The organism is Pseudomonas sp. Irchel s3f10 (assembly GCF_900187515.1).
In the GTDB taxonomy this organism is placed as follows: domain Bacteria; phylum Pseudomonadota; class Gammaproteobacteria; order Pseudomonadales; family Pseudomonadaceae; genus Aquipseudomonas; species Aquipseudomonas tensinigenes.
This window is the reverse complement of record NZ_FYDZ01000020.1, coordinates 43,502-60,878: the sequence shown is the minus strand read 5'-3', so window position 1 is coordinate 60,878 and position 17,377 is coordinate 43,502. Positions and strand designations below refer to the sequence as shown.

The following is a 17,377-nucleotide window of genomic DNA, read 5'->3' as shown; positions in this document are numbered from 1 at the left end:
CTGGGGCATAACTGATCTGTCCCGGAACGCCTGGCAGCCATGCCGACAATTTGGTGCTGCAGATTTTGGAGACGCGTTAAATGGCGCATAACGAAGCAGTCGACGTAGTTCTGGTTGGGGCCGGCATCATGAGTGCCACCCTGGCAGTGCTGCTCAAAGAGCTCGACCCCGCGATCAAGCTGGAAGTCGTCGAGCTGATGGATTCCGGTGCTGCGGAGAGTTCCAATCCATGGAACAACGCCGGTACCGGTCACGCCGGCCTGTGCGAGCTGAACTACACGCCACAAGCCGCCGATGGCACCGTCGACATCAAGAAAGCCGTGCACATCAACACCCAGTTCGAGGTGTCGAAGCAGTTCTGGTCGTACCTGACCAAGAAAGGCACCTTCGGCTCGTGCAAATCCTTTATCAGCCCGGTGCCGCACCTGAGCTTCGTCCAGGGCGACAGCGGCGTGTCTTTCCTCAAATCGCGCTTCGACGTGTTGAGCAAGCACCACGCCTTCGCTGACATGGAGTACACCGAAGACAAGGGCAAAATGGCCGAGTGGATGCCTCTGATGATGCCGGGCCGCGCGCCGGACGAAGTGCTCGCTGCCACTCGCGTGATGAACGGCACCGACGTCAACTTCGGCGCCCTGACCAATCAGTTGCTCAAGCACCTGACCAGCGCCCCGGATACTCAAGTCAAATACTGCAAGCGCGTCACTGGCCTCAAGCGTAACGGCAGCGGCTGGACCGTCAGCATCAAGGACGTCAACAGCGGCAGCAGCCGTGAAGTCGACGCCAAGTTCGTCTTCCTCGGCGCCGGTGGCGCGGCGTTGCCGTTGCTGCAGGCCTCGGGCATTGAGGAAAGCAAAGGCTTCGGCGGCTTCCCGATCAGCGGCCAGTGGCTGCGTTGCGACAACCCGGAAGTGGTCAAGCATCACCAAGCCAAGGTTTACAGCCAGGCGGCCGTGGGTTCGCCACCGATGTCGGTGCCGCACCTGGACACCCGCGTAGTCGACGGCAAGAAATCCCTGTTGTTCGGGCCATACGCCGGTTTCACCACCAAGTTCCTCAAGCACGGCTCTTTCATGGACCTGCCGCTGTCGGTTCGCGCCGGCAACATCGGGCCGATGCTGGCCGTGGCGAAAAACAACATGGACCTGACCAAGTACCTGGTCAGCGAAGTGATGCAATCGATGGAACAGCGTCTGGATTCCCTGCGCCGTTTCTACCCGGAGGCGAAAGCCGAAGACTGGCGCCTGGAAGTGGCCGGCCAACGGGTGCAGATCATCAAGAAAGACCCGAAAAAGGGCGGCATCCTGCAGTTCGGTACCGAACTGGTTGCGGCCAAGGACGGTTCCCTCGCCGCCCTGCTCGGCGCTTCGCCAGGTGCGTCGGTGACCGTTTCGATCATGCTTGAACTGATCGAGAAGTGCTTCCCGGCCAAGGCCAAGGGTGAGTGGGCTGGCAAGCTGGCGGAAATCTTCCCTGCCCGTGAAAAGGTCCTGGAAACCGATGCTGCGCTGTATCGCAAGATCAACACGCAGAACAACATCGCGCTGGAACTGGTTGAAGAAAGCAGCGAGACCCCAAGCTACGCTTGATCACGCCGCATGAAAAACGCCCCGATCGGGGCGTTTTTTATGTCTGTCAGAAGCAAAAGATCGCAGCCTTCGGCAGCTCCTACAGGGCCAACATAAATCCCATGTAGGAGCTGCCGAAGGCTGCGATCTTTTGATCTTGTCTTTGCCCTTAACCGCGGGACTTTTCGATCAGCTCAATGTATTCCGGGGCGTTGCGCTGATCGGCGATCAGCTCAACGAAGGTCTTGCCCTGCTCGTCTTTGCCATCCACGTCATAACCAGCTGCAACGAAGAAGCCCAGAAAGCGCTCGAAGTCGTCGATACGCAGGCCACGGTAGGCCTTGATCAGTTTGTGCAGTGACGGCGAAGTTGCGTCGACCGGCTCAAAATCGAGGAACAGCTTGATCTGCTCATCGCCGATCTCGTCACCAATCACTTGTTTCTTATCTTTACGCATTGCCGACTCCAGCTCGCAGACATTACACGGGGCGGGCAGTTTACCCCTGCCCGGCTGCCCGGCTCAACGCGATCGCACCGCCCCGGTATGCAAATCGGCCCAGATATGGCCATTGGCGTAACTGAGGAACTGCACATACACGGTGTCATTGCGCAGCAGATCGATGATCACTCGGTATTGGGCCAGTGGATAAAACAACGTCAGGGTCTTGCTCTTGTCGTCGTAGATCGGTTTTTTCAGGCTTTTGCTTTCGCCGTCGAAATTGACCAGCACCTGAGTGATGGTCGCGCCCTTGTTCAGGGATTTGCCCTTGAGGCGGATCATCAGCGATGAAGTAACCGGAATCGGCTGCTGATTGGACTGGCGTTGCGCGCCGACGACCACCGAGTAATCGGTGACCTGCAACAGTTGCTGCTGTTCAGGCTCGGCATCGCGCACCGTCAGATCGTCCGGCGGCAGGAATTGGCTGTGCATTGGCGCGGCGGACAGCGGCAGGCTGAGAGTCAGCAACAGGGCGGCAAAGCTGCGGATCAAGAGGCTCATGGCTGGCTCCGGGGACGGGCCGAGCACTCTAGCATGGGATTAAAAGCAAAAGATCGCAGCGTTCCGCAGCTCCTACAGGTTTACATCAATCCCATGTAGGAGCTGCCGAAGGCTGCGATCTTTTGATGTTGCTTACATGCCTTTAACGGCAAAGATCCCGTTGGCGTTGCGCCAGTAGCCTTTGTAGTCCATGCCGTAACCGAAGATGTAACGGTCGATGCACGGCAGGCCGACGAAATCGGCTTTCAGGTCAGGACGCGCTTTGCGGTCGTGATCCTTGTCGATCAGTACGGCGGTGTGCACTTTGCGCGCGCCGGCGTGTTTGCAGAAGTCGATGATCGCGCCGAGGGTGTGACCTTCGTCGAGGATGTCGTCGATGATCAGCACGTCGCGATCGATGAACGAGACTTCCGGCTTGGCTTTCCAGAACAGGTCGCCGCCGCTGGTTTCGTTGCGATAACGGGTCGCGTGCAGGTAGGACGCTTCCAGCGGGAAGTGCAGATGGGTCAGCAGCTTGCCGGAGAAGATCAGGCCGCCGTTCATCACGCAGAACACCACCGGGTTGCTGTCAGCCAGTTGTTCGTTGATTTGTGCACCGACACGGGCGATGGCCGCCTCGACTTCAGCTTCGGTGTACAGGCAGTCAGCCTCTCGCATGATTTGACGGATATGCTCGAGATCAGCGGACATGGCGCTCTCCAGGGGTTGGCGGAATTGGAAAAGCGGGCAAAGGTACGCATCCATCGAGGCCGAATCAAGCCTTTATGGACTAACGTACAGAATGTCCTATAGGACATCACCCTCGGATAGATTAATCTAGGCCGGTTTTTTTGCCCGCCGCCGGAGTTTTTCCATGCCCATCCTCGAGATCCGCCATCCGCTGATCCGCCATAAACTCGGCCTGATGCGCCGCGCCGATATCAGCACCAAGAACTTCCGCGAGCTCGCTCAGGAAGTCGGCGCCCTGTTGACCTATGAAGCTACAAAAGATTTGCCGCTGGAGTCCTACGATATTGCAGGCTGGTGCGGCACCGTGTCGGTCGAGAAAATCGCCGGCAAGAAGATCACCGTCGTGCCGATTCTGCGCGCCGGCATCGGCATGCTCGAAGGCGTACTGAGCCTGATCCCGGGTGCCAAAGTCTCCGCTGTGGGTGTCGCCCGCAACGAAGAAACCCTGCAAGCGCATACCTATCTGGAAAAACTGGTTCCGGAAATCGACGAACGGTTGGCGATGATCATCGATCCGATGCTCGCCACCGGCAGTTCGATGGTTGCGACCATTGACCTGCTGAAGAAAGCCGGCTGCAAAGATATCCGCGCCATGGTGCTGGTTGCCGCGCCGGAAGGTATTGCCGCAGTCGAAAAAGCTCACCCGGACGTGACCATCTACACCGCGTCCATCGATGAGCGCTTGAACGAGCACGGTTACATAATCCCAGGACTTGGCGACGCCGGTGACAAGATCTTCGGCACCAAGCAGAAGGACGCGTAACCATGCAGCAAGAGTTCAACGATCCGCTCTGGCGCACGGTGCTGTCCGGCGCCCAGATGCTGTTCGTGGCTTTCGGCGCTCTGGTGCTGATGCCGCTGATCACGGGCCTGGACCCGAACGTGGCACTGTTTACCGCAGGTCTGGGAACGATTCTGTTCCAGATCGTCACCGGGCGTCAGGTGCCGGTGTTTCTGGCGTCGAGCTTCGCTTTCATCACTCCGATCATTCTCGCCAAGGGCCAGTTCGGCCTTGCCGCGACCATGGGCGGGGTGATGGCGGCCGGTTTCGTCTACACCTTCCTCGGCCTTGCCGTGAAGATCAAAGGCACGGGCTTCATCGACCGTTTGCTGCCGCCGGTGGTGATTGGTCCGGTGATTATTTCCATCGGTCTGGCCATGGCGCCGATTGCCGCAAACATGGCGATGGGCAAGGCTGGCGACGGTTCTGAACTGATCCACTACCAGACCGCAATGCTGATCTCGATGCCGGCATTGCTGACCACGTTGATCGTGGCGGTGTTCGGCAAAGGCATCTTCCGTCTGGTGCCGATCATTTCCGGCGTGCTGGTCGGTTTTGCCATGGCGTTCTATTTCGGTGTCGTTGATACCGCGAAGATTGCCGCAGCGCCATGGTTTGCGATTCCGCACTTCACCGCGCCGGAGTTCAACTGGCAGGCGATTCTGTTCATTGTTCCGGTGGCCTTGGCCCCGGCCATTGAGCACATCGGTGGCGTGATTGCCGTCGGCAGCGTGACCGGTCGTGACTATCTGAAGAAGCCAGGCCTGCATCGCACCCTGCTCGGTGACGGCATTGCCACCACCGCAGCAGGCCTGTTCGGCGGTCCGCCAAACACCACCTACGCCGAAGTGACGGGCGCGGTGATGCTGACCAAGAACTACAACCCGAAAATCATGACCTGGGCGGCGATCTTCGCCATCAGCCTGGCGTTCATCGGCAAGTTCGGCGCCCTGCTGCAAAGCATTCCGGTGCCGGTGATGGGCGGGATTCTGTGCCTGTTGTTCGGTTCGATCGCGGCGGTGGGCATGAACACCCTGATCCGTCACAAGATCGATCTGGGCGAGGCGCGCAATCTGGTGATTGTCTCGGTGACGTTAGTGTTCGGGATTGGCGGTGTGCTGGTCGGCACCGGTACCGGTCCGGATGACTTCGGCCTCAAAGGCATCGCGCTGTGCGCGGTGGTGGCGATTGCGCTGAACCTGATTCTGCCGGGCAATGATGGCTGGAAGAACAAGAAGGCGGATGAGCCGCTGATCTAAGCCTTCAAGATCTGATCGTTCCCACGCTCTGCGTGGGAATGCCTCTAGGGACGCTCTGCGTCCAGTGACGCGGAGCGTCACGGGCTGCATTCCCACGCAGAGCGTGGGAACGATCATCACAGGGCCAGCGGCGCTCGTTCGCAGAGGGTTGCCAAGGCCTTGGCCCATTGCGGGTCATCGTTCAGGCACGGCACCAGCACCAATTCCTCGCCCCCCGCTTCGCGGAACTGTTCCTTGCCGCGATCACCAATCTCTTCCAGCGTCTCGATGCAATCGGCGACAAACGCCGGGCACATCACCAGAATTTTCTTCACGCCACTTTTCGCCAGTTCATCCAGCCGCGCTTCGGTGTACGGCTCGATCCACTTGGCCCGACCCAGACGCGACTGAAACGACACCGACCATTTGCCATCCGGCAGGCCCATGCGCTCAGCAAACAACGCCGCTGTGCGCAGGCATTGCGCGCGATAACAGGTCGCCAATACCGCAGGCGAGGCGTTCTTGCAGCAGTCTTCATTCTTGAAGCAATGATTGCCAGTCGGATCGAGTTTGGTCAGATGCCGCTCGGGCAAACCGTGGAAGCTCAGCAGCAAGTGATCGTAATCCTGCTGCAGATGCGGCTTCGCGCTTTCAACCAGCGCATCGAGGTATTCCGGCTGATCGTAGAACGGCTGCAGCACCGACAATTGCACATCGAGCTTGTTCTGCCGGATCACCCGTTTCGCTTCTTCGATCACCGTGGTCGTGGTGCTGTCGGCGAACTGCGGGTACAGCGGCGCCAGCGTGATGCGCTTGTGCCCGGCCGCGACCAACTTCAGCAAACAGGTTTCAATCGATGGCTCACCGTAGCGCATCGCCAACTCGACCGGGCCGTGACTCCACTGCGCGGTCATCTGCTGTTGCAGGCGCCGGCTGAGCACCACCAGCGGTGAACCTTCCTCCCACCAGATCGAGGCATAGGCGTGGGCCGATTGCTCCGGGCGTTTGATCAGGATCAGCGACACCAGCAGACGCCGCACCGGCCATGGCAGGTCGATCACGTACGGGTCCATCAGGAATTGATTGAGGTAGCTGCGCACATCGGCCACTGAGGTGGAGGCCGGGGAACCCAGGTTGACCAGAAGCAAGGCGTGATCGGTCATGCAACGTCCTATTTCAGAGGCGGCTGGAGAGATCGTCCAGGGCCGCGCGTAAATCCGTGAACTGGAAAGTGAAACCCGCTTCCAGCAAGCGTGCCGGTATGGCCTTCTGGCCGCCGAGCAACAACAAAGACATCTCGCCGAGACCGACTTTCAGCGCCAGCGTCGGCATCGGCATGAACGCCGGGCGGTGTAGAACGCTGCCCAGCGTCTTGGCAAATTCGCGATTGCGCACCGGTTGCGGCGCGCACGCATTATAAGGACCACTGGCCTGATCGCGGTGCAGAAGAAAATCAATCAGGGCGATTTGATCGTTGATATGAATCCACGGCATCCACTGCCGACCATTGCCCAAAGGCCCGCCCAGCCCGAATTTGAACGGCAACAACAAGCGCGACAAAAAGCCGCCCTCGGCCGACAGCACCAGACCGGTTCGCACCAGCACCACACGGATGCCTTGGGCCTCGGCACGTTGCGCGGTTTCCTCCCAGGCAATGCACAACTGACTGGCAAAATCGTCGATCACCGGCGGCGATTCTTCGGTCAACTCGCGCTCACCACCATCGCCGTACCAGCCGATCGCCGAACCGGAAATCAGCAACGCCGGTTTCTGCGCGCGGGTTTCGAGCCACGCCAACAGGGTTTCCGTCAGCGTGATGCGGCTGCTCCACAACAACGCTTTGCGGCGATGGGTCCACGGCCGATCGGCAATCGGCGCGCCGGCCAGATTGATGATCGCGTCCACAGGCTCATCGCCGAGATCTTCCAGACGCGCGATGCCACGCACCTGCGCGCCGCAGATCTTCGCGACTTTTTCCGGCTTGCGACTCCACACCGTCAGGCGATGCCCCTGCCCCGACCAGTGTCGGCAGAGCTGACGTCCTATCAAACCAGTACCGCCGGTCAGCAATATGTGCATGACATCTTCCTCGCGTGGCGTTTAACCCGGATCACTAGTCTATTTTTATAAACAGGGATCTTTTCTATCGGGCAGGCTCTATTGTTTAACCATAGGCCAAGCTGTCAGAACGAGAACGCTAGAAGTTATACCAAAAAACAAAATTGTACAGGTTTCATCCACGGCGTAGTCTGTACAGAAAGGTAAACGAGGCCCCTATGACTGTACCTATCGCAATCATCGGCACCGGCATCGCCGGACTCTCCGCCGCCCAGGCTCTGACAGAGACAGGGCATACCGTGCAATTGTTCGATAAAAGTCGCGGCAGCGGCGGGCGCATGTCGAGCAAGCGCAGCGACGCCGGCTCGCTGGACATGGGCGCGCAATATTTCACCGCCCGCGACCGCCGCTTCGTCACTGAAGTACAGCGTTGGCAAAGCCAGGGCTGGGTCGCCGAGTGGACGCCGCAGCTCTACACCTATCAGGGCGGGCAGTTGAATCTGTCGCCGGACGAGCAGACCCGCTGGGTCGGTGCGCCGCGCATGAGCGCCATCACCCGTGGCTTGCTCGATGGCCTGGAGGTGCACTTCGCCTGCCGGATCACTGAGGTGTTTCGCGGTGAGGAGCACTGGCATCTACAAGACGCCGAAGGCTTCACGCACGGGCCGTTCAGCCATGTCGTGATCGCCACCCCGGCACCGCAAGCGACTGCCTTGCTGGCCGCCGCACCGAAACTTGCCGGGGCCGCCGCCGGGGTGAAAATGGACCCGACCTGGGCCGTCGCCCTCGCTTTCGAAACACCACTGGATACGCCGATCGAAGGCTGCTTTGTACAGGACAGCCCGCTCGACTGGCTGGCGCGCAACCGCAGCAAACCGGGGCGCGACAACACCCTCGACACCTGGGTACTGCATGCCACCAGTGCGTGGAGCCGGCAACACATCGACTTGTCCAAGGAAGCGGTGATCGAGCAACTGCACGGTGCGTTCGCTGAACTGTTGCACAGCGCCATGCCGGCGCCGAGCTTCAGCCTCGCCCACCGCTGGCTCTATGCGCGCCCGGCGACGGGCCACGAATGGGGCACGCTGGCCGATGCCGATCTTGGCCTGTATGCCTGCGGCGACTGGTGCCTGTCCGGGCGTGTCGAAGGCGCTTGGCTGAGTGGCCAGGAAGCTGCAAAACGCTTACACGAACACCTGCAATGAACCGCATCAATCCGCGTAAATTGCTGCTGTCGAAATGGACAGCAGCCCACCCGCAGAATCGTGAAAAGCACTTTCTGGTGACCGAGTTGTTCCGTGATGAGGAAGGCACGGTGCTGGAAGTCGAGTTGCAGGCGGTGTTGACCAAGCGTGCCGAACGACTCGATTGGCAAGTCCTCAGGAACAAGGATCACTGGCTATTGGGCTGGCAATAAAGCCCCCTGTAGGAGTGAGCCTGCTCGCGATAGCGGTTTGTCAGTAACATCGATGTTGCCTGAGACGGCGCCATCGCGAGCAGGCTCACTCCTACAAGAAATCGCATCAACCAAAAAGTTGTACAAATAATTTGACTTGTACACCCATGAATCTATGCTGAGCAAAGTTGTACAGAGATCAACCTCTGTACAGGTATGGATTCGAGGTGCCCATGTCTGATCCTTGCGTAGCCAAGCCAAAAATCGCCATCAGCGCCTGCCTGCTGGGTGCCGAGGTGCGCTACAACGGTGGGCACAAGGAATCGCGCCTGTGCAGCCGCACCCTCACCGAGCATTTCGACTTTGTCCCCGTATGCCCTGAAGTCGCCATCGGCCTGGGCATCCCGCGCGAACCCATCCGCCTTGTCGGCGACGCCGAGCATCCACAAGCGGTCGGCACGGTGAACCGGGCAATCAACGTCACCCAGCCATTGGCCGAATACGGCGAGAAAATGGCCGCCGAACTCGATGACATCTGCGGCTACATCTTCATGCAGCAATCGCCGTCCTGCGGCCTGGAGCGGGTCAAGGTCTACCACGCCAACGGCGCCCCGGTGAACGGCGGCGGGCGCGGAATCTATGCCCAGGCGTTCTGCGCACGGCATCCGGATCTGCCCGTGGAAGAAGCCGGGCGCCTCAACGATCCGGTGCTGCGCGAGAACTTCATCACCCGTGTGTTCGCCTACAGCGAATGGCAGCAAGTCCTCGCGAAAGGTCTGAGCCGCCGCGCCCTCACCGAATTCCACTCGCGCTACAAATACCTGCTGATGGCGCACAACCCGCTGCAATACAAAGCGCTGGGCAAACTGCTCGGCAACATGGCCGACACCGATCCCGTCGAACTCGGCCCGCGCTACTTCAGCGAACTGATGGCGGCATTGAAGAAATGCGCCACCCGTGGCACCCACTGCAACGTGCTGCTGCACATCAGCGGTTATCTGAAACAGGTAATCAGCGCCGAAGACAAACAGGAAATGCAACACGTCATCGGCCAGTATCGCCAGGGCATCGTGCCGCTGGTGGTGCCGTTGACGTTGCTCAAGCACCACTTTCGCCTCCATCCGGATTCGTACATCGCGCAACAGGTTTACCTGCAACCGCACCCGGAAAACCTCAGCCTGCGAAACGCAATCTAATGAACGACAAAATGGATACCAGCGCCCAGGAAGACCTAGGCGCGGATTTTAAAAAAGCCCTCGACGAGGGTTGGCTGCCGATTCGCGAAGTCGCGCGGCAGACCGGCGTCAATGCGATCACCCTGCGTGCGTGGGAACGCCGCTATGGGCTGGTCGTGCCACAACGCACCCCCAAGGGCCACCGACTGTATTCGGCCGAACATGTGCAGCAAATTCTGACCATCCTCACCTGGCTTAACCGTGGTGTTGCTGTCAGTCAGGTCAAACCGCTGCTCGACGCACCGCAGGCGTTCAGCGAATCAGTGGAAAACGATTGGCAGCGCTTGCGCCAGACACTGCTGACGGCCGTTACGCAGCTCAATGAACGCAGCCTCGACGACAGCGTCAATCAGGCCATGGCGCTCTACCCGCCACGCACGCTGTGCGAGCAATTGCTGATGCCGTTGCTGGCGGAACTGGAGCAGCGTTGGCAGGGCCAGTTCGGCGCGCAGATGGAGCGGGTGTTCTTTTATTCGTGGTTACGCAGCAAATTCGGCACACGCATCTACCATAACAATCGTCAGTTGCATGGCGCCCCGCTGCTGTTGATCAACCATTCCGACCTGCCACTGGAGCCTCATCTGTGGCTGTGCGCGTGGCTGATCAGCAGCGCCGATTGTCCGGTGCAAGTGTTTGACTGGCCGCTGCCGGCTACCGAATTGGCGCTGGCGGTCGAACACCTGCAGGCCCGTGGCGTACTGCTGTATTCCAGCAAAGCCATAAGCCTTGCGCAGTTGCCGAAACTATTGAACGGAGTCAGCTGCCCGAAAATGCTGGTCGGACCAACGGTATGCATCCACCACGCCGAGTTGTCCGTAAGAACTTCCGAGATGGCTGATGTGTTCCTGGCGGAAGACGCGCTTCTTGCGCACCAGGAACTCGTTCAGCGTGGGCTGATTTAATGGACGCCGTGAGTTCCGACATGCAATTGATCTGGCTGCGCAGCGACTTGCGCCAACATGACAACACTGCCCTCGCGGCCGCCGCAGCGCGCGGCCCGACGGTCGCCGTGTACCTGTTGAGCCCTCAGCAGTGGCTGGAACATGACGATGCGCCGTGCAAGGTCGACTTCTGGTTGCGCAACCTGCGTGAGCTGAGCGCAAGCCTTGGCCAACTCAACATCCCGTTGCTGATTCGCACTGCAAGCCATTGGGATCAAGCCCCCGCAGAACTGCTCAAACTCTGCCGGCAACTGAAGATAGCGGCGGTTCACGTCAATGAAGAATATGGCGTCCATGAAAGCCGTCGCGATGCAGCGGTGGCCGAAACACTGAAGGCCGAGGGCATCACCTTTCACAGCTATCTCGACCAGTTGCTGTTCAAACCCGGCAGCGTGCTGACCAAGACCGAGAGTTACTTCAAGGTGTTCAGCCAGTTCCGCAAAGTCTGTTACGAACGCCTGCATCGCTCGATGCCGGCGCTGGTCAAGGCCCCAGGCAAACAGGCAAAACTGGCGATAGACAGCGACCCGATTCCCGACTCCGTCAAAGGCTTCGCCACACCGAGCCAATCCCTGCGCGATCTATGGCCGGCCGGCGAACAGGAAGCCCGACGCCGCCTCGACACCTTCACCGACGCGCAGATCGATTACTACCAAAGCGAACGCGACTTCCCGGCCAAGCCCGGCACCAGTCAGCTTTCGGCGTATCTCGCTGCCGGTGTAATTTCGCCACGGCAATGCCTGCACGCCGCCCTGCAAAGCAATCAGGGCGAATTCGAAAGCGGCAAGGTCGGTGCGGTCACCTGGATCAATGAACTGCTGTGGCGTGAGTTCTACAAACACATTCTGGTCGGCTATCCCCGCGTTTCCCGCCATCGCGCTTTCCGCCCGGAAACCGAAGCGCTGGCCTGGCGTGATGCGCCGGACGATCTCGCCGCGTGGCAAGAGGCGCGCACAGGTCTGCCGATCATCGACGCGGCCATGCGCCAACTTCTGGAAACCGGCTGGATGCACAATCGCCTGCGCATGATCGTGGCGATGTTCCTGACCAAAAACCTGCTGATCGACTGGCGTGAAGGCGAACGCTTTTTCATGCGCCACCTGATTGATGGCGATCTCGCGGCGAACAACGGTGGCTGGCAATGGAGTTCGTCGACGGGCACCGATTCGGCGCCGTACTTCCGCATCTTCAACCCGTTGAGCCAGTCGGAAAAGTTCGACAGCGAAGGCCTGTTCATCAAGCACTGGCTGCCTGAACTGGCCGACCTCAACAAAAAACAAGTGCATAACCCGGCCGACGTCGGTGGCTTGTTCGGCGCGGCGGACTATCCGTCGCCAATCGTCAACCTCAGCACCTCGCGTCAGCGCGCTTTGGCGGCCTTCAAGAATCTGCCTTCGCGGACGTCTTCAGGAGGCGATGATGAGTGAATTCCTGCGCCGCTTCGCCCGGCAATTTTCAGCGTTGAACAAAGACAACCTGCAAAGCCTGGGCGAGCTGTACAGCGATGACATTCATTTCACCGACCCGCTGCACGAAGTGCAGGGGCTGGCGCAGCTACGCGACTATTTTGGCGAGCTATACGCCAACGTCAGCGAACTGCGTTTCGATTTTCATGGTTTCGACCAGATCGGCGACTGCGAAGGTTACTTGCGCTGGGTCATGAGTTATCGCCACCCGCGCCTGGCGGGTGGCCGCGTCATTCGTGTCAGCGGCTGCTCGCATTTGCTGTGGCACGACAAGGTTTATCGCCATCGGGATTATTTCGATGCCGGGGCGCTGCTGTATGAACACTTGCCAGTATTGGGCCGGGTCATTGCCTGGCTGAAAAGGAGAATGGGATGAGTCGTACACCTCCACGGCGTTATTGGTTGACCGGGGCCAGCAGTGGCATCGGCGCGGCGCTCGCTGAAGAGATCCTGAAAACCGGTGCGCACCTGGCGGTCAGTTCCCGTCAGATTGCCCCGCTCAAAGTCTTGTCACAACGCTATCCAGGGCAGGTTTTGGTAGTGCCGGGTGACCTGACCAACAGCCAGACGGTGCGCGAAATCGGCGAGCAGATCGCCGCGGACTGGGGTTCGCTGGACTCGGTGATTCTCAACGCCGGCACCTGCGAATACGTCGATGCCAAACAGTTCGACTCCTCGATCGTCGAGCATGTGGTGCGCACCAATCTGCTCGCCAGCAGTTATTGCATCGAAGCCGCGCTGCCGCTGCTGCGCAAAGGCACCGCGCCGCATCTGATCGGTGTGGCCAGTTCGGTGACCTACTTGCCACTGCCACGGGCCGAAGCCTACGGCGCCTCAAAGGCCGGTTTGCGTTACCTGTTCGAGTCGTTGCGCATCGATCTGGCCGACGAAGGCATTGAAGTCACCGTGGTAAGCCCCGGTTTCGTCGAAACACCCCTGACCGCGAAAAACGATTTCCCCATGCCGTTGAGCTGGCCTGTGGATAAAGCCGCGCGGCACATCTTCGCCAAGCTCAAGGACCGGCCGCTGGAGATCGCTTTCCCGGCGCTGTTCATGGCCGCGCTGTGGCCACTGTCGAAACTGCCGGCACGCGTGCAGCTGGCGATCGGCAAGCGCATGGTGCGCAAGTCGCCTCCGCTGACGGATCCGACATGAAAATCGCCATCGTCGGCAGCGGGATCGCCGGGCTTACCTGCGCCTATCTGCTCAATCGCCGCCATGAAGTCACGGTATTCGAGGCGGGCGACTGGGTCGGTGGCCACACGCACACCGTGCCGGTGACCGTCGATGGCCGCCAATATGCGGTGGACACCGGTTTCATCGTGTTCAACGACTGGACCTACCCGAACTTCATTCGCTTGCTCGGCCAGCTTGGCGTGGCGTTCAAGCCGACCGAAATGAGTTTCTCGGTGACCGACCCGGACACCGGCCTGGAATACAACGGCAACAACCTCAACAGCCTGTTCGCCCAGCGCAGCAATCTGTTGTCACCGGGGTTCTGGGGCATGTTGCGCGACATCCTGCGCTTCAACAAAGAAGCCCAGCGCGACCTCATCGAACTGCGCATCGCCGCCGACACCACCCTCGACGAATACCTTAAAGCCGGCGGTTACGGCGAACGTTTTATCCTGCATTACATCGTGCCGATGGGTTCGGCGATCTGGTCGATGCCGATGGCGGAAATGCTCAATTTCCCGCTGCAGTTTTTCGTACGTTTTTTCAAGAATCATGGACTGTTGTCGGTCAGTGATCGTCCGCAGTGGCAAGTCATTGAAGGTGGCTCGAGCGCTTATATCGCGCCGCTGACGGCCGCGTTCAAGGAAAGGATTCGTCTCAATTGCCCGGTCACCCGGGTTGATCGTGACGTGCATGGCGTAGTTATCCACAGCCCGGCAGGCCTCGAACACTTCGATCAGGTGGTGTTCGCCTGTCACAGCGATCAAGCGTTGAAACTGCTGGCGGTCCCAAGCGAAGCCGAACGCGCGATCCTCGGTGCCCTGCCCTACGCCGACAACGAAGTGGTGTTGCACACCGACACGCGCTTGTTGCCCACACGCAAACTGGCCTGGGCGAGCTGGAACTATCGGCTCAGCGGCGCCGGCCACACCCACGCCGCCGTCACCTACGACATGAACATTTTGCAGGGTATTCAGAGCGACACCACGTTCTGTGTCAGCCTCAATCAAAGCGCCGGCATCAGCCCCGACAAAGTGCTTGCCCGTTACACCTACGCCCACCCGCAATTCAGCCTCGCTGCGGTGGCGGCACAGAATCGCTGGGGCGAACTGGATGGCGCGCAACACACGCATTATTGCGGCGCCTACTGGGCCAATGGTTTTCATGAAGACGGTGTGGTCAGCGCCTTGCGCGTGGCCGCCGCGTTCGGGGAAACCTTATGAACAGCGCCCTCTACAGCGGCTGGATCGGCCATCGGCGTTTTTCGCCGCGCCGCCATGAATTCCGTTACCGCATCGGTTTGCTCTACCTCGACCTCAGCGAACAGGACGCCGTGCTTGCACTGTCGCCGCTGGCCGGGCGCAGTCGCTTTGCGCCGTTTTCCTTTCGCGAGACCGACTACCTGAAGACCTTCACCGGCCGTGGCATACGCCTGATCGACGCCGTGCGTCAGCAGGTCGGCATTGCCATCGGCCATGAACCGCAAGGCTCGATCTGCCTGCTGACCCAGGCGCGCAGTTGGGGGTTGTCGTTCAATCCAGTGAGTTTCTTTTATTGCCATGAGGCCGACGGGCAACTGGCGGCGATTGTCTGCGAAGTCACCAACACGCCGTGGCGCGAGCGTTATCACTATGTGCTGCCGGCGCGCACGCCCGCCAACCTGCAGGATTTTCATCAGCACTTCGCCGTGGCCAAAGCCTTTCACGTTTCGCCGTTTTTGCCGCGCGATCTCGAATACCGCATGAGTTTCAGTCCCGCTGCGCAAAACCTCGGTGTGCACATGGCCGACTGGCAGGGCGAGCACAAGCTGTTCGACGCGACGCTCAATCTGCAACGCGAAAGCCTCGATCGCCACAGCCTGCACCGTTACTTGCGGCGCTTTCCGTGGATGACCGCGAAAACCGCCCTGGCCATTTACTGGCAAGCGCTGCGACTGCTGCTCAAACGCGCACCGATCTTTGCTCATCAGACTGCCGACGGCAGCTTTCAAACCGCCACTGTGCCTCCCAAGGAGCACCGCCATGAAATCCTCTAGTCTGTCGGTCAGTCGGTTCAGCGCCAACGGTTTGACCGGATCGCTGCTGCGTCGTGGCGTGTTGCGCCAATTGGCGCAGCTCAAACACGGGCAACTGCTGGTGGTCGAGGATGGTGAACGGCTGATGTTCGGTACGCCGGGCAGTGCTTTGCTCGGGGAAATCCATGTGACGGATCCGGCCGTCTGGGGCATGGTCGCCGGCAATGGTTCGATTGGTGCTGGCGAGGCGTTTATCCACGGTTATTGGAGTTCACCGGATCTGACAGCGGTGGTGCGCGTGTTCGTCAGCAATCTCGACGTGCTCGATGCCATGGAGCGTGGTCTGGCCCGTCTCGGTCGGCCGTTTGTGCAAGGCCTGCATTGGCTGAATCGCAATACGCGCAAGGGTTCGCAGAAAAACATCGCCGCGCACTACGATCTGGGCAACGACCTGTTCGAGCAGTTTCTCGACCCGACCATGATGTATTCGGCGGCGCAGTTCCTTACGCCTGAAGACAGCCTCGAACAGGCGCAGCTGAACAAACTCGAGCGGATCTGTCAGAAGCTCGCGCTCCAACCCAGCGACCATTTGCTGGAAATCGGCACCGGTTGGGGCAGCATGGCGCTCTACGCGGCGCAGAACTACGGTTGCCGCGTCACCACCACGACGCTGTCAAAAGAGCAGTACGCGTTTACCGCGCAACGCATCGAACAACTGGGTTTGCAGGATAAGGTCACGCTGCTGCTCAAGGACTACCGCGACCTGACCGGCGAATACGACAAACTGGTGTCGATCGAGATGATCGAAGCGGTCGGTCACCGCTTCCTGCCGACCTACTTCAAACAGTGCGCGCACTTGCTCAAGAGCAACGGCCTGATGCTGATCCAGGCAATCACCATCCGCGAACAGCGCTACGAACAGGCCAAGCGCGGCGTCGATTTCATCCAGCGCTACATCTTCCCCGGCGGCGCCCTGCCCTGCGTGCAGAAAATGCTCGAAGTGGTCGGCCGCGACACCGACATGAACCTGCTGCACATGGAAGATTTCGGCCTGCATTACGCAAAAACCCTGCGCCTGTGGCATGAGAACTTCCGCCGCGCCCATGGCCGTCTCACCGAACTGGGCTATGACGATTATTTCCTGCGGCTGTGGGAGTTTTACCTGTGTTACTGCGAGGGCGGCTTCCTCGAACGCACCATCGGCACCGCGCAATTGTTGCTGGCCAAACCGGCGGCGATGACCGCACCGCTGCTCGGACGCTTCGATGCTTGAGCGTGTCGCCAATGCCGTATTGTTCCAGATCGGCTGGCTGATCTGCGTACTCGGCGGCAACAGTTTGTGGCTGCTGGTGGCGCTGGCGGTGCTGGTCATCCATCTGTGCTGGATCAGCAGTTGGGCGGCCGAGGGCCGTCTGGTGTTGAGCGTGGTGATTGTCGGCACGGCGGTGGACAGCGTTTTGCGCGCTTTGGGCGTATTCGAATTTCAGGACTTGTCGCCGCTGATTCCACTGTGGCTGATGCTGTTGTGGGCGCTGCTCGCGACCACGTTGCGCCATTGCCTGGCCTGGAGCGCCCGGCCGTGGTGGCTGGCGAGTTCACTGGGTGCCGTCGGCGGCGCATTGTCTTACTACGCCGGCGGGCGGCTGGCAGGCGTGCAATTTCCCTACGGCGAGTTGCCCACCCTGATCGGCATCGGCCTGCTCTGGGCGCTGCTGTTTCCGCTGTTGCATGTGATGGCCCGGCGATCAAGCCACTGAGCGTCCGTCAGAGCTTTC

19 protein-coding genes are annotated in these 17,377 nt (G+C 59.9%); 14 read left to right on the top strand and 5 right to left on the bottom strand.

The genetic code is table 11. From position 1 onward, the window contains the following. Nucleotides 1–80: 80 nt before the first annotated feature. A complete protein-coding gene (gene mqo / locus CKW17_RS27390; RefSeq protein WP_095123010.1) occupies nucleotides 81–1,589 on the top strand; it encodes a malate dehydrogenase (quinone) in 1,509 nt (502 codons plus the stop codon). A 148-nt stretch (nucleotides 1,590–1,737) separates the two neighbouring features. On the opposite strand, the gene CKW17_RS27385 is transcribed toward mqo, so the two are convergent. The 3 genes from CKW17_RS27385 to CKW17_RS27375 form a co-directional block, all read right to left on the bottom strand. Continuing rightward, nucleotides 1,738–2,025: a PA4642 family protein gene (locus CKW17_RS27385; RefSeq protein ID WP_095123008.1), complete on the bottom strand. Its 288-nt coding sequence runs from the start codon at nucleotides 2,023–2,025 to the stop codon at nucleotides 1,738–1,740. A gap of 63 nt (nucleotides 2,026–2,088) precedes the next feature. Next, nucleotides 2,089–2,568: a hypothetical protein gene (locus CKW17_RS27380; protein WP_095123007.1), complete on the bottom strand. Its 480-nt coding sequence runs from the start codon at nucleotides 2,566–2,568 to the stop codon at nucleotides 2,089–2,091. Nucleotides 2,569–2,700: 132 nt separating this feature from the next. Next, the gene (locus CKW17_RS27375; protein ID WP_064387625.1) at nucleotides 2,701–3,258 is read right to left on the bottom strand and encodes a hypoxanthine-guanine phosphoribosyltransferase; all 558 of its coding nucleotides are present in this window, start codon (nucleotides 3,256–3,258) and stop codon (nucleotides 2,701–2,703) included. A 163-nt stretch (nucleotides 3,259–3,421) separates the two neighbouring features. Between CKW17_RS27375 and upp the strand changes: the two genes are divergently transcribed. Both upp and CKW17_RS27365 read left to right on the top strand, forming a co-directional pair. Continuing rightward, nucleotides 3,422–4,060 (top strand): uracil phosphoribosyltransferase, encoded by a 639-nt coding sequence (gene upp, locus CKW17_RS27370; RefSeq protein ID WP_007912842.1) that lies wholly within the window; start codon nucleotides 3,422–3,424, stop codon nucleotides 4,058–4,060. A 2-nt stretch (nucleotides 4,061–4,062) separates the two neighbouring features. Further along, complete coding sequence (locus tag CKW17_RS27365) at nucleotides 4,063–5,337, top strand: uracil-xanthine permease family protein (RefSeq protein WP_077574503.1); 1,275 nt, start codon at nucleotides 4,063–4,065, stop codon at nucleotides 5,335–5,337. Between the two features lie 116 nt (nucleotides 5,338–5,453). On the opposite strand, the gene hemH is transcribed toward CKW17_RS27365, so the two are convergent. Together hemH and CKW17_RS27355 are read right to left on the bottom strand one after the other, a co-directional pair. Next, complete coding sequence (hemH, locus tag CKW17_RS27360) at nucleotides 5,454–6,479, bottom strand: ferrochelatase (RefSeq protein ID WP_095123005.1); 1,026 nt, start codon at nucleotides 6,477–6,479, stop codon at nucleotides 5,454–5,456. Between the two features lie 13 nt (nucleotides 6,480–6,492). Then, nucleotides 6,493–7,395 (bottom strand): TIGR01777 family oxidoreductase, encoded by a 903-nt coding sequence (locus tag CKW17_RS27355; protein ID WP_095123003.1) that lies wholly within the window; start codon nucleotides 7,393–7,395, stop codon nucleotides 6,493–6,495. A gap of 197 nt (nucleotides 7,396–7,592) precedes the next feature. Here CKW17_RS27355 and CKW17_RS27350 point away from each other — a divergent pair, with 197 nt between their 5' ends. The 11 genes from CKW17_RS27350 (at nucleotide 7,593) to CKW17_RS27300 (ending at nucleotide 17,359) form a co-directional block, all read left to right on the top strand. Beyond that, nucleotides 7,593–8,579 carry an NAD(P)/FAD-dependent oxidoreductase gene (locus CKW17_RS27350; protein WP_095123001.1) on the top strand — a complete coding sequence of 329 codons (987 nt, stop codon included), beginning with the start codon at nucleotides 7,593–7,595 and terminating at the stop codon, nucleotides 8,577–8,579. Continuing rightward, nucleotides 8,576–8,791 (top strand): TIGR02450 family Trp-rich protein, encoded by a 216-nt coding sequence (locus CKW17_RS27345; protein ID WP_095122999.1) that lies wholly within the window; start codon nucleotides 8,576–8,578, stop codon nucleotides 8,789–8,791. Before CKW17_RS27350 ends, CKW17_RS27345 begins: the two co-directional genes overlap by 4 nt. Nucleotides 8,792–9,003: 212 nt before the next feature. Continuing rightward, a complete protein-coding gene (locus CKW17_RS27340; RefSeq protein ID WP_095122997.1) occupies nucleotides 9,004–9,966 on the top strand; it encodes a DUF523 and DUF1722 domain-containing protein in 963 nt (320 codons plus the stop codon). Further along, a complete protein-coding gene (locus tag CKW17_RS27335) occupies nucleotides 9,966–10,907 on the top strand; it encodes a MerR family transcriptional regulator (protein ID WP_095122995.1) in 942 nt (313 codons plus the stop codon). Before CKW17_RS27340 ends, CKW17_RS27335 begins: the two co-directional genes overlap by 1 nt. 20 nt (nucleotides 10,908–10,927) lie before the next feature. Beyond that, the gene (gene phrB / locus CKW17_RS27330) at nucleotides 10,928–12,373 is read left to right on the top strand and encodes a deoxyribodipyrimidine photo-lyase (RefSeq protein ID WP_176470128.1); all 1,446 of its coding nucleotides are present in this window, start codon (nucleotides 10,928–10,930) and stop codon (nucleotides 12,371–12,373) included. Beyond that, nucleotides 12,366–12,788, top strand: coding sequence for a nuclear transport factor 2 family protein (locus tag CKW17_RS27325; protein ID WP_016987206.1), 423 nt, complete (start codon nucleotides 12,366–12,368; stop codon nucleotides 12,786–12,788). Before phrB ends, CKW17_RS27325 begins: the two co-directional genes overlap by 8 nt. Beyond that, nucleotides 12,785–13,567 (top strand): SDR family oxidoreductase, encoded by a 783-nt coding sequence (locus tag CKW17_RS27320; RefSeq protein WP_095122991.1) that lies wholly within the window; start codon nucleotides 12,785–12,787, stop codon nucleotides 13,565–13,567. Before CKW17_RS27325 ends, CKW17_RS27320 begins: the two co-directional genes overlap by 4 nt. Next, nucleotides 13,564–14,811, top strand: coding sequence for an NAD(P)/FAD-dependent oxidoreductase (locus CKW17_RS27315; protein ID WP_095122989.1), 1,248 nt, complete (start codon nucleotides 13,564–13,566; stop codon nucleotides 14,809–14,811). Before CKW17_RS27320 ends, CKW17_RS27315 begins: the two co-directional genes overlap by 4 nt. After that, entirely contained in the window at nucleotides 14,808–15,623 is an 816-nt protein-coding gene (locus CKW17_RS27310; protein ID WP_095122987.1) for a DUF1365 domain-containing protein, read from the top strand. Before CKW17_RS27315 ends, CKW17_RS27310 begins: the two co-directional genes overlap by 4 nt. Then, nucleotides 15,610–16,875 carry a cyclopropane-fatty-acyl-phospholipid synthase family protein gene (locus tag CKW17_RS27305; protein WP_095122985.1) on the top strand — a complete coding sequence of 422 codons (1,266 nt, stop codon included), beginning with the start codon at nucleotides 15,610–15,612 and terminating at the stop codon, nucleotides 16,873–16,875. The genes CKW17_RS27310 and CKW17_RS27305 overlap by 14 nt, the downstream gene beginning before the upstream one ends. Further along, nucleotides 16,868–17,359, top strand: coding sequence for a DUF2878 domain-containing protein (locus tag CKW17_RS27300; RefSeq protein ID WP_095122983.1), 492 nt, complete (start codon nucleotides 16,868–16,870; stop codon nucleotides 17,357–17,359). Before CKW17_RS27305 ends, CKW17_RS27300 begins: the two co-directional genes overlap by 8 nt. Nucleotides 17,360–17,377 lie beyond the last annotated feature (18 nt).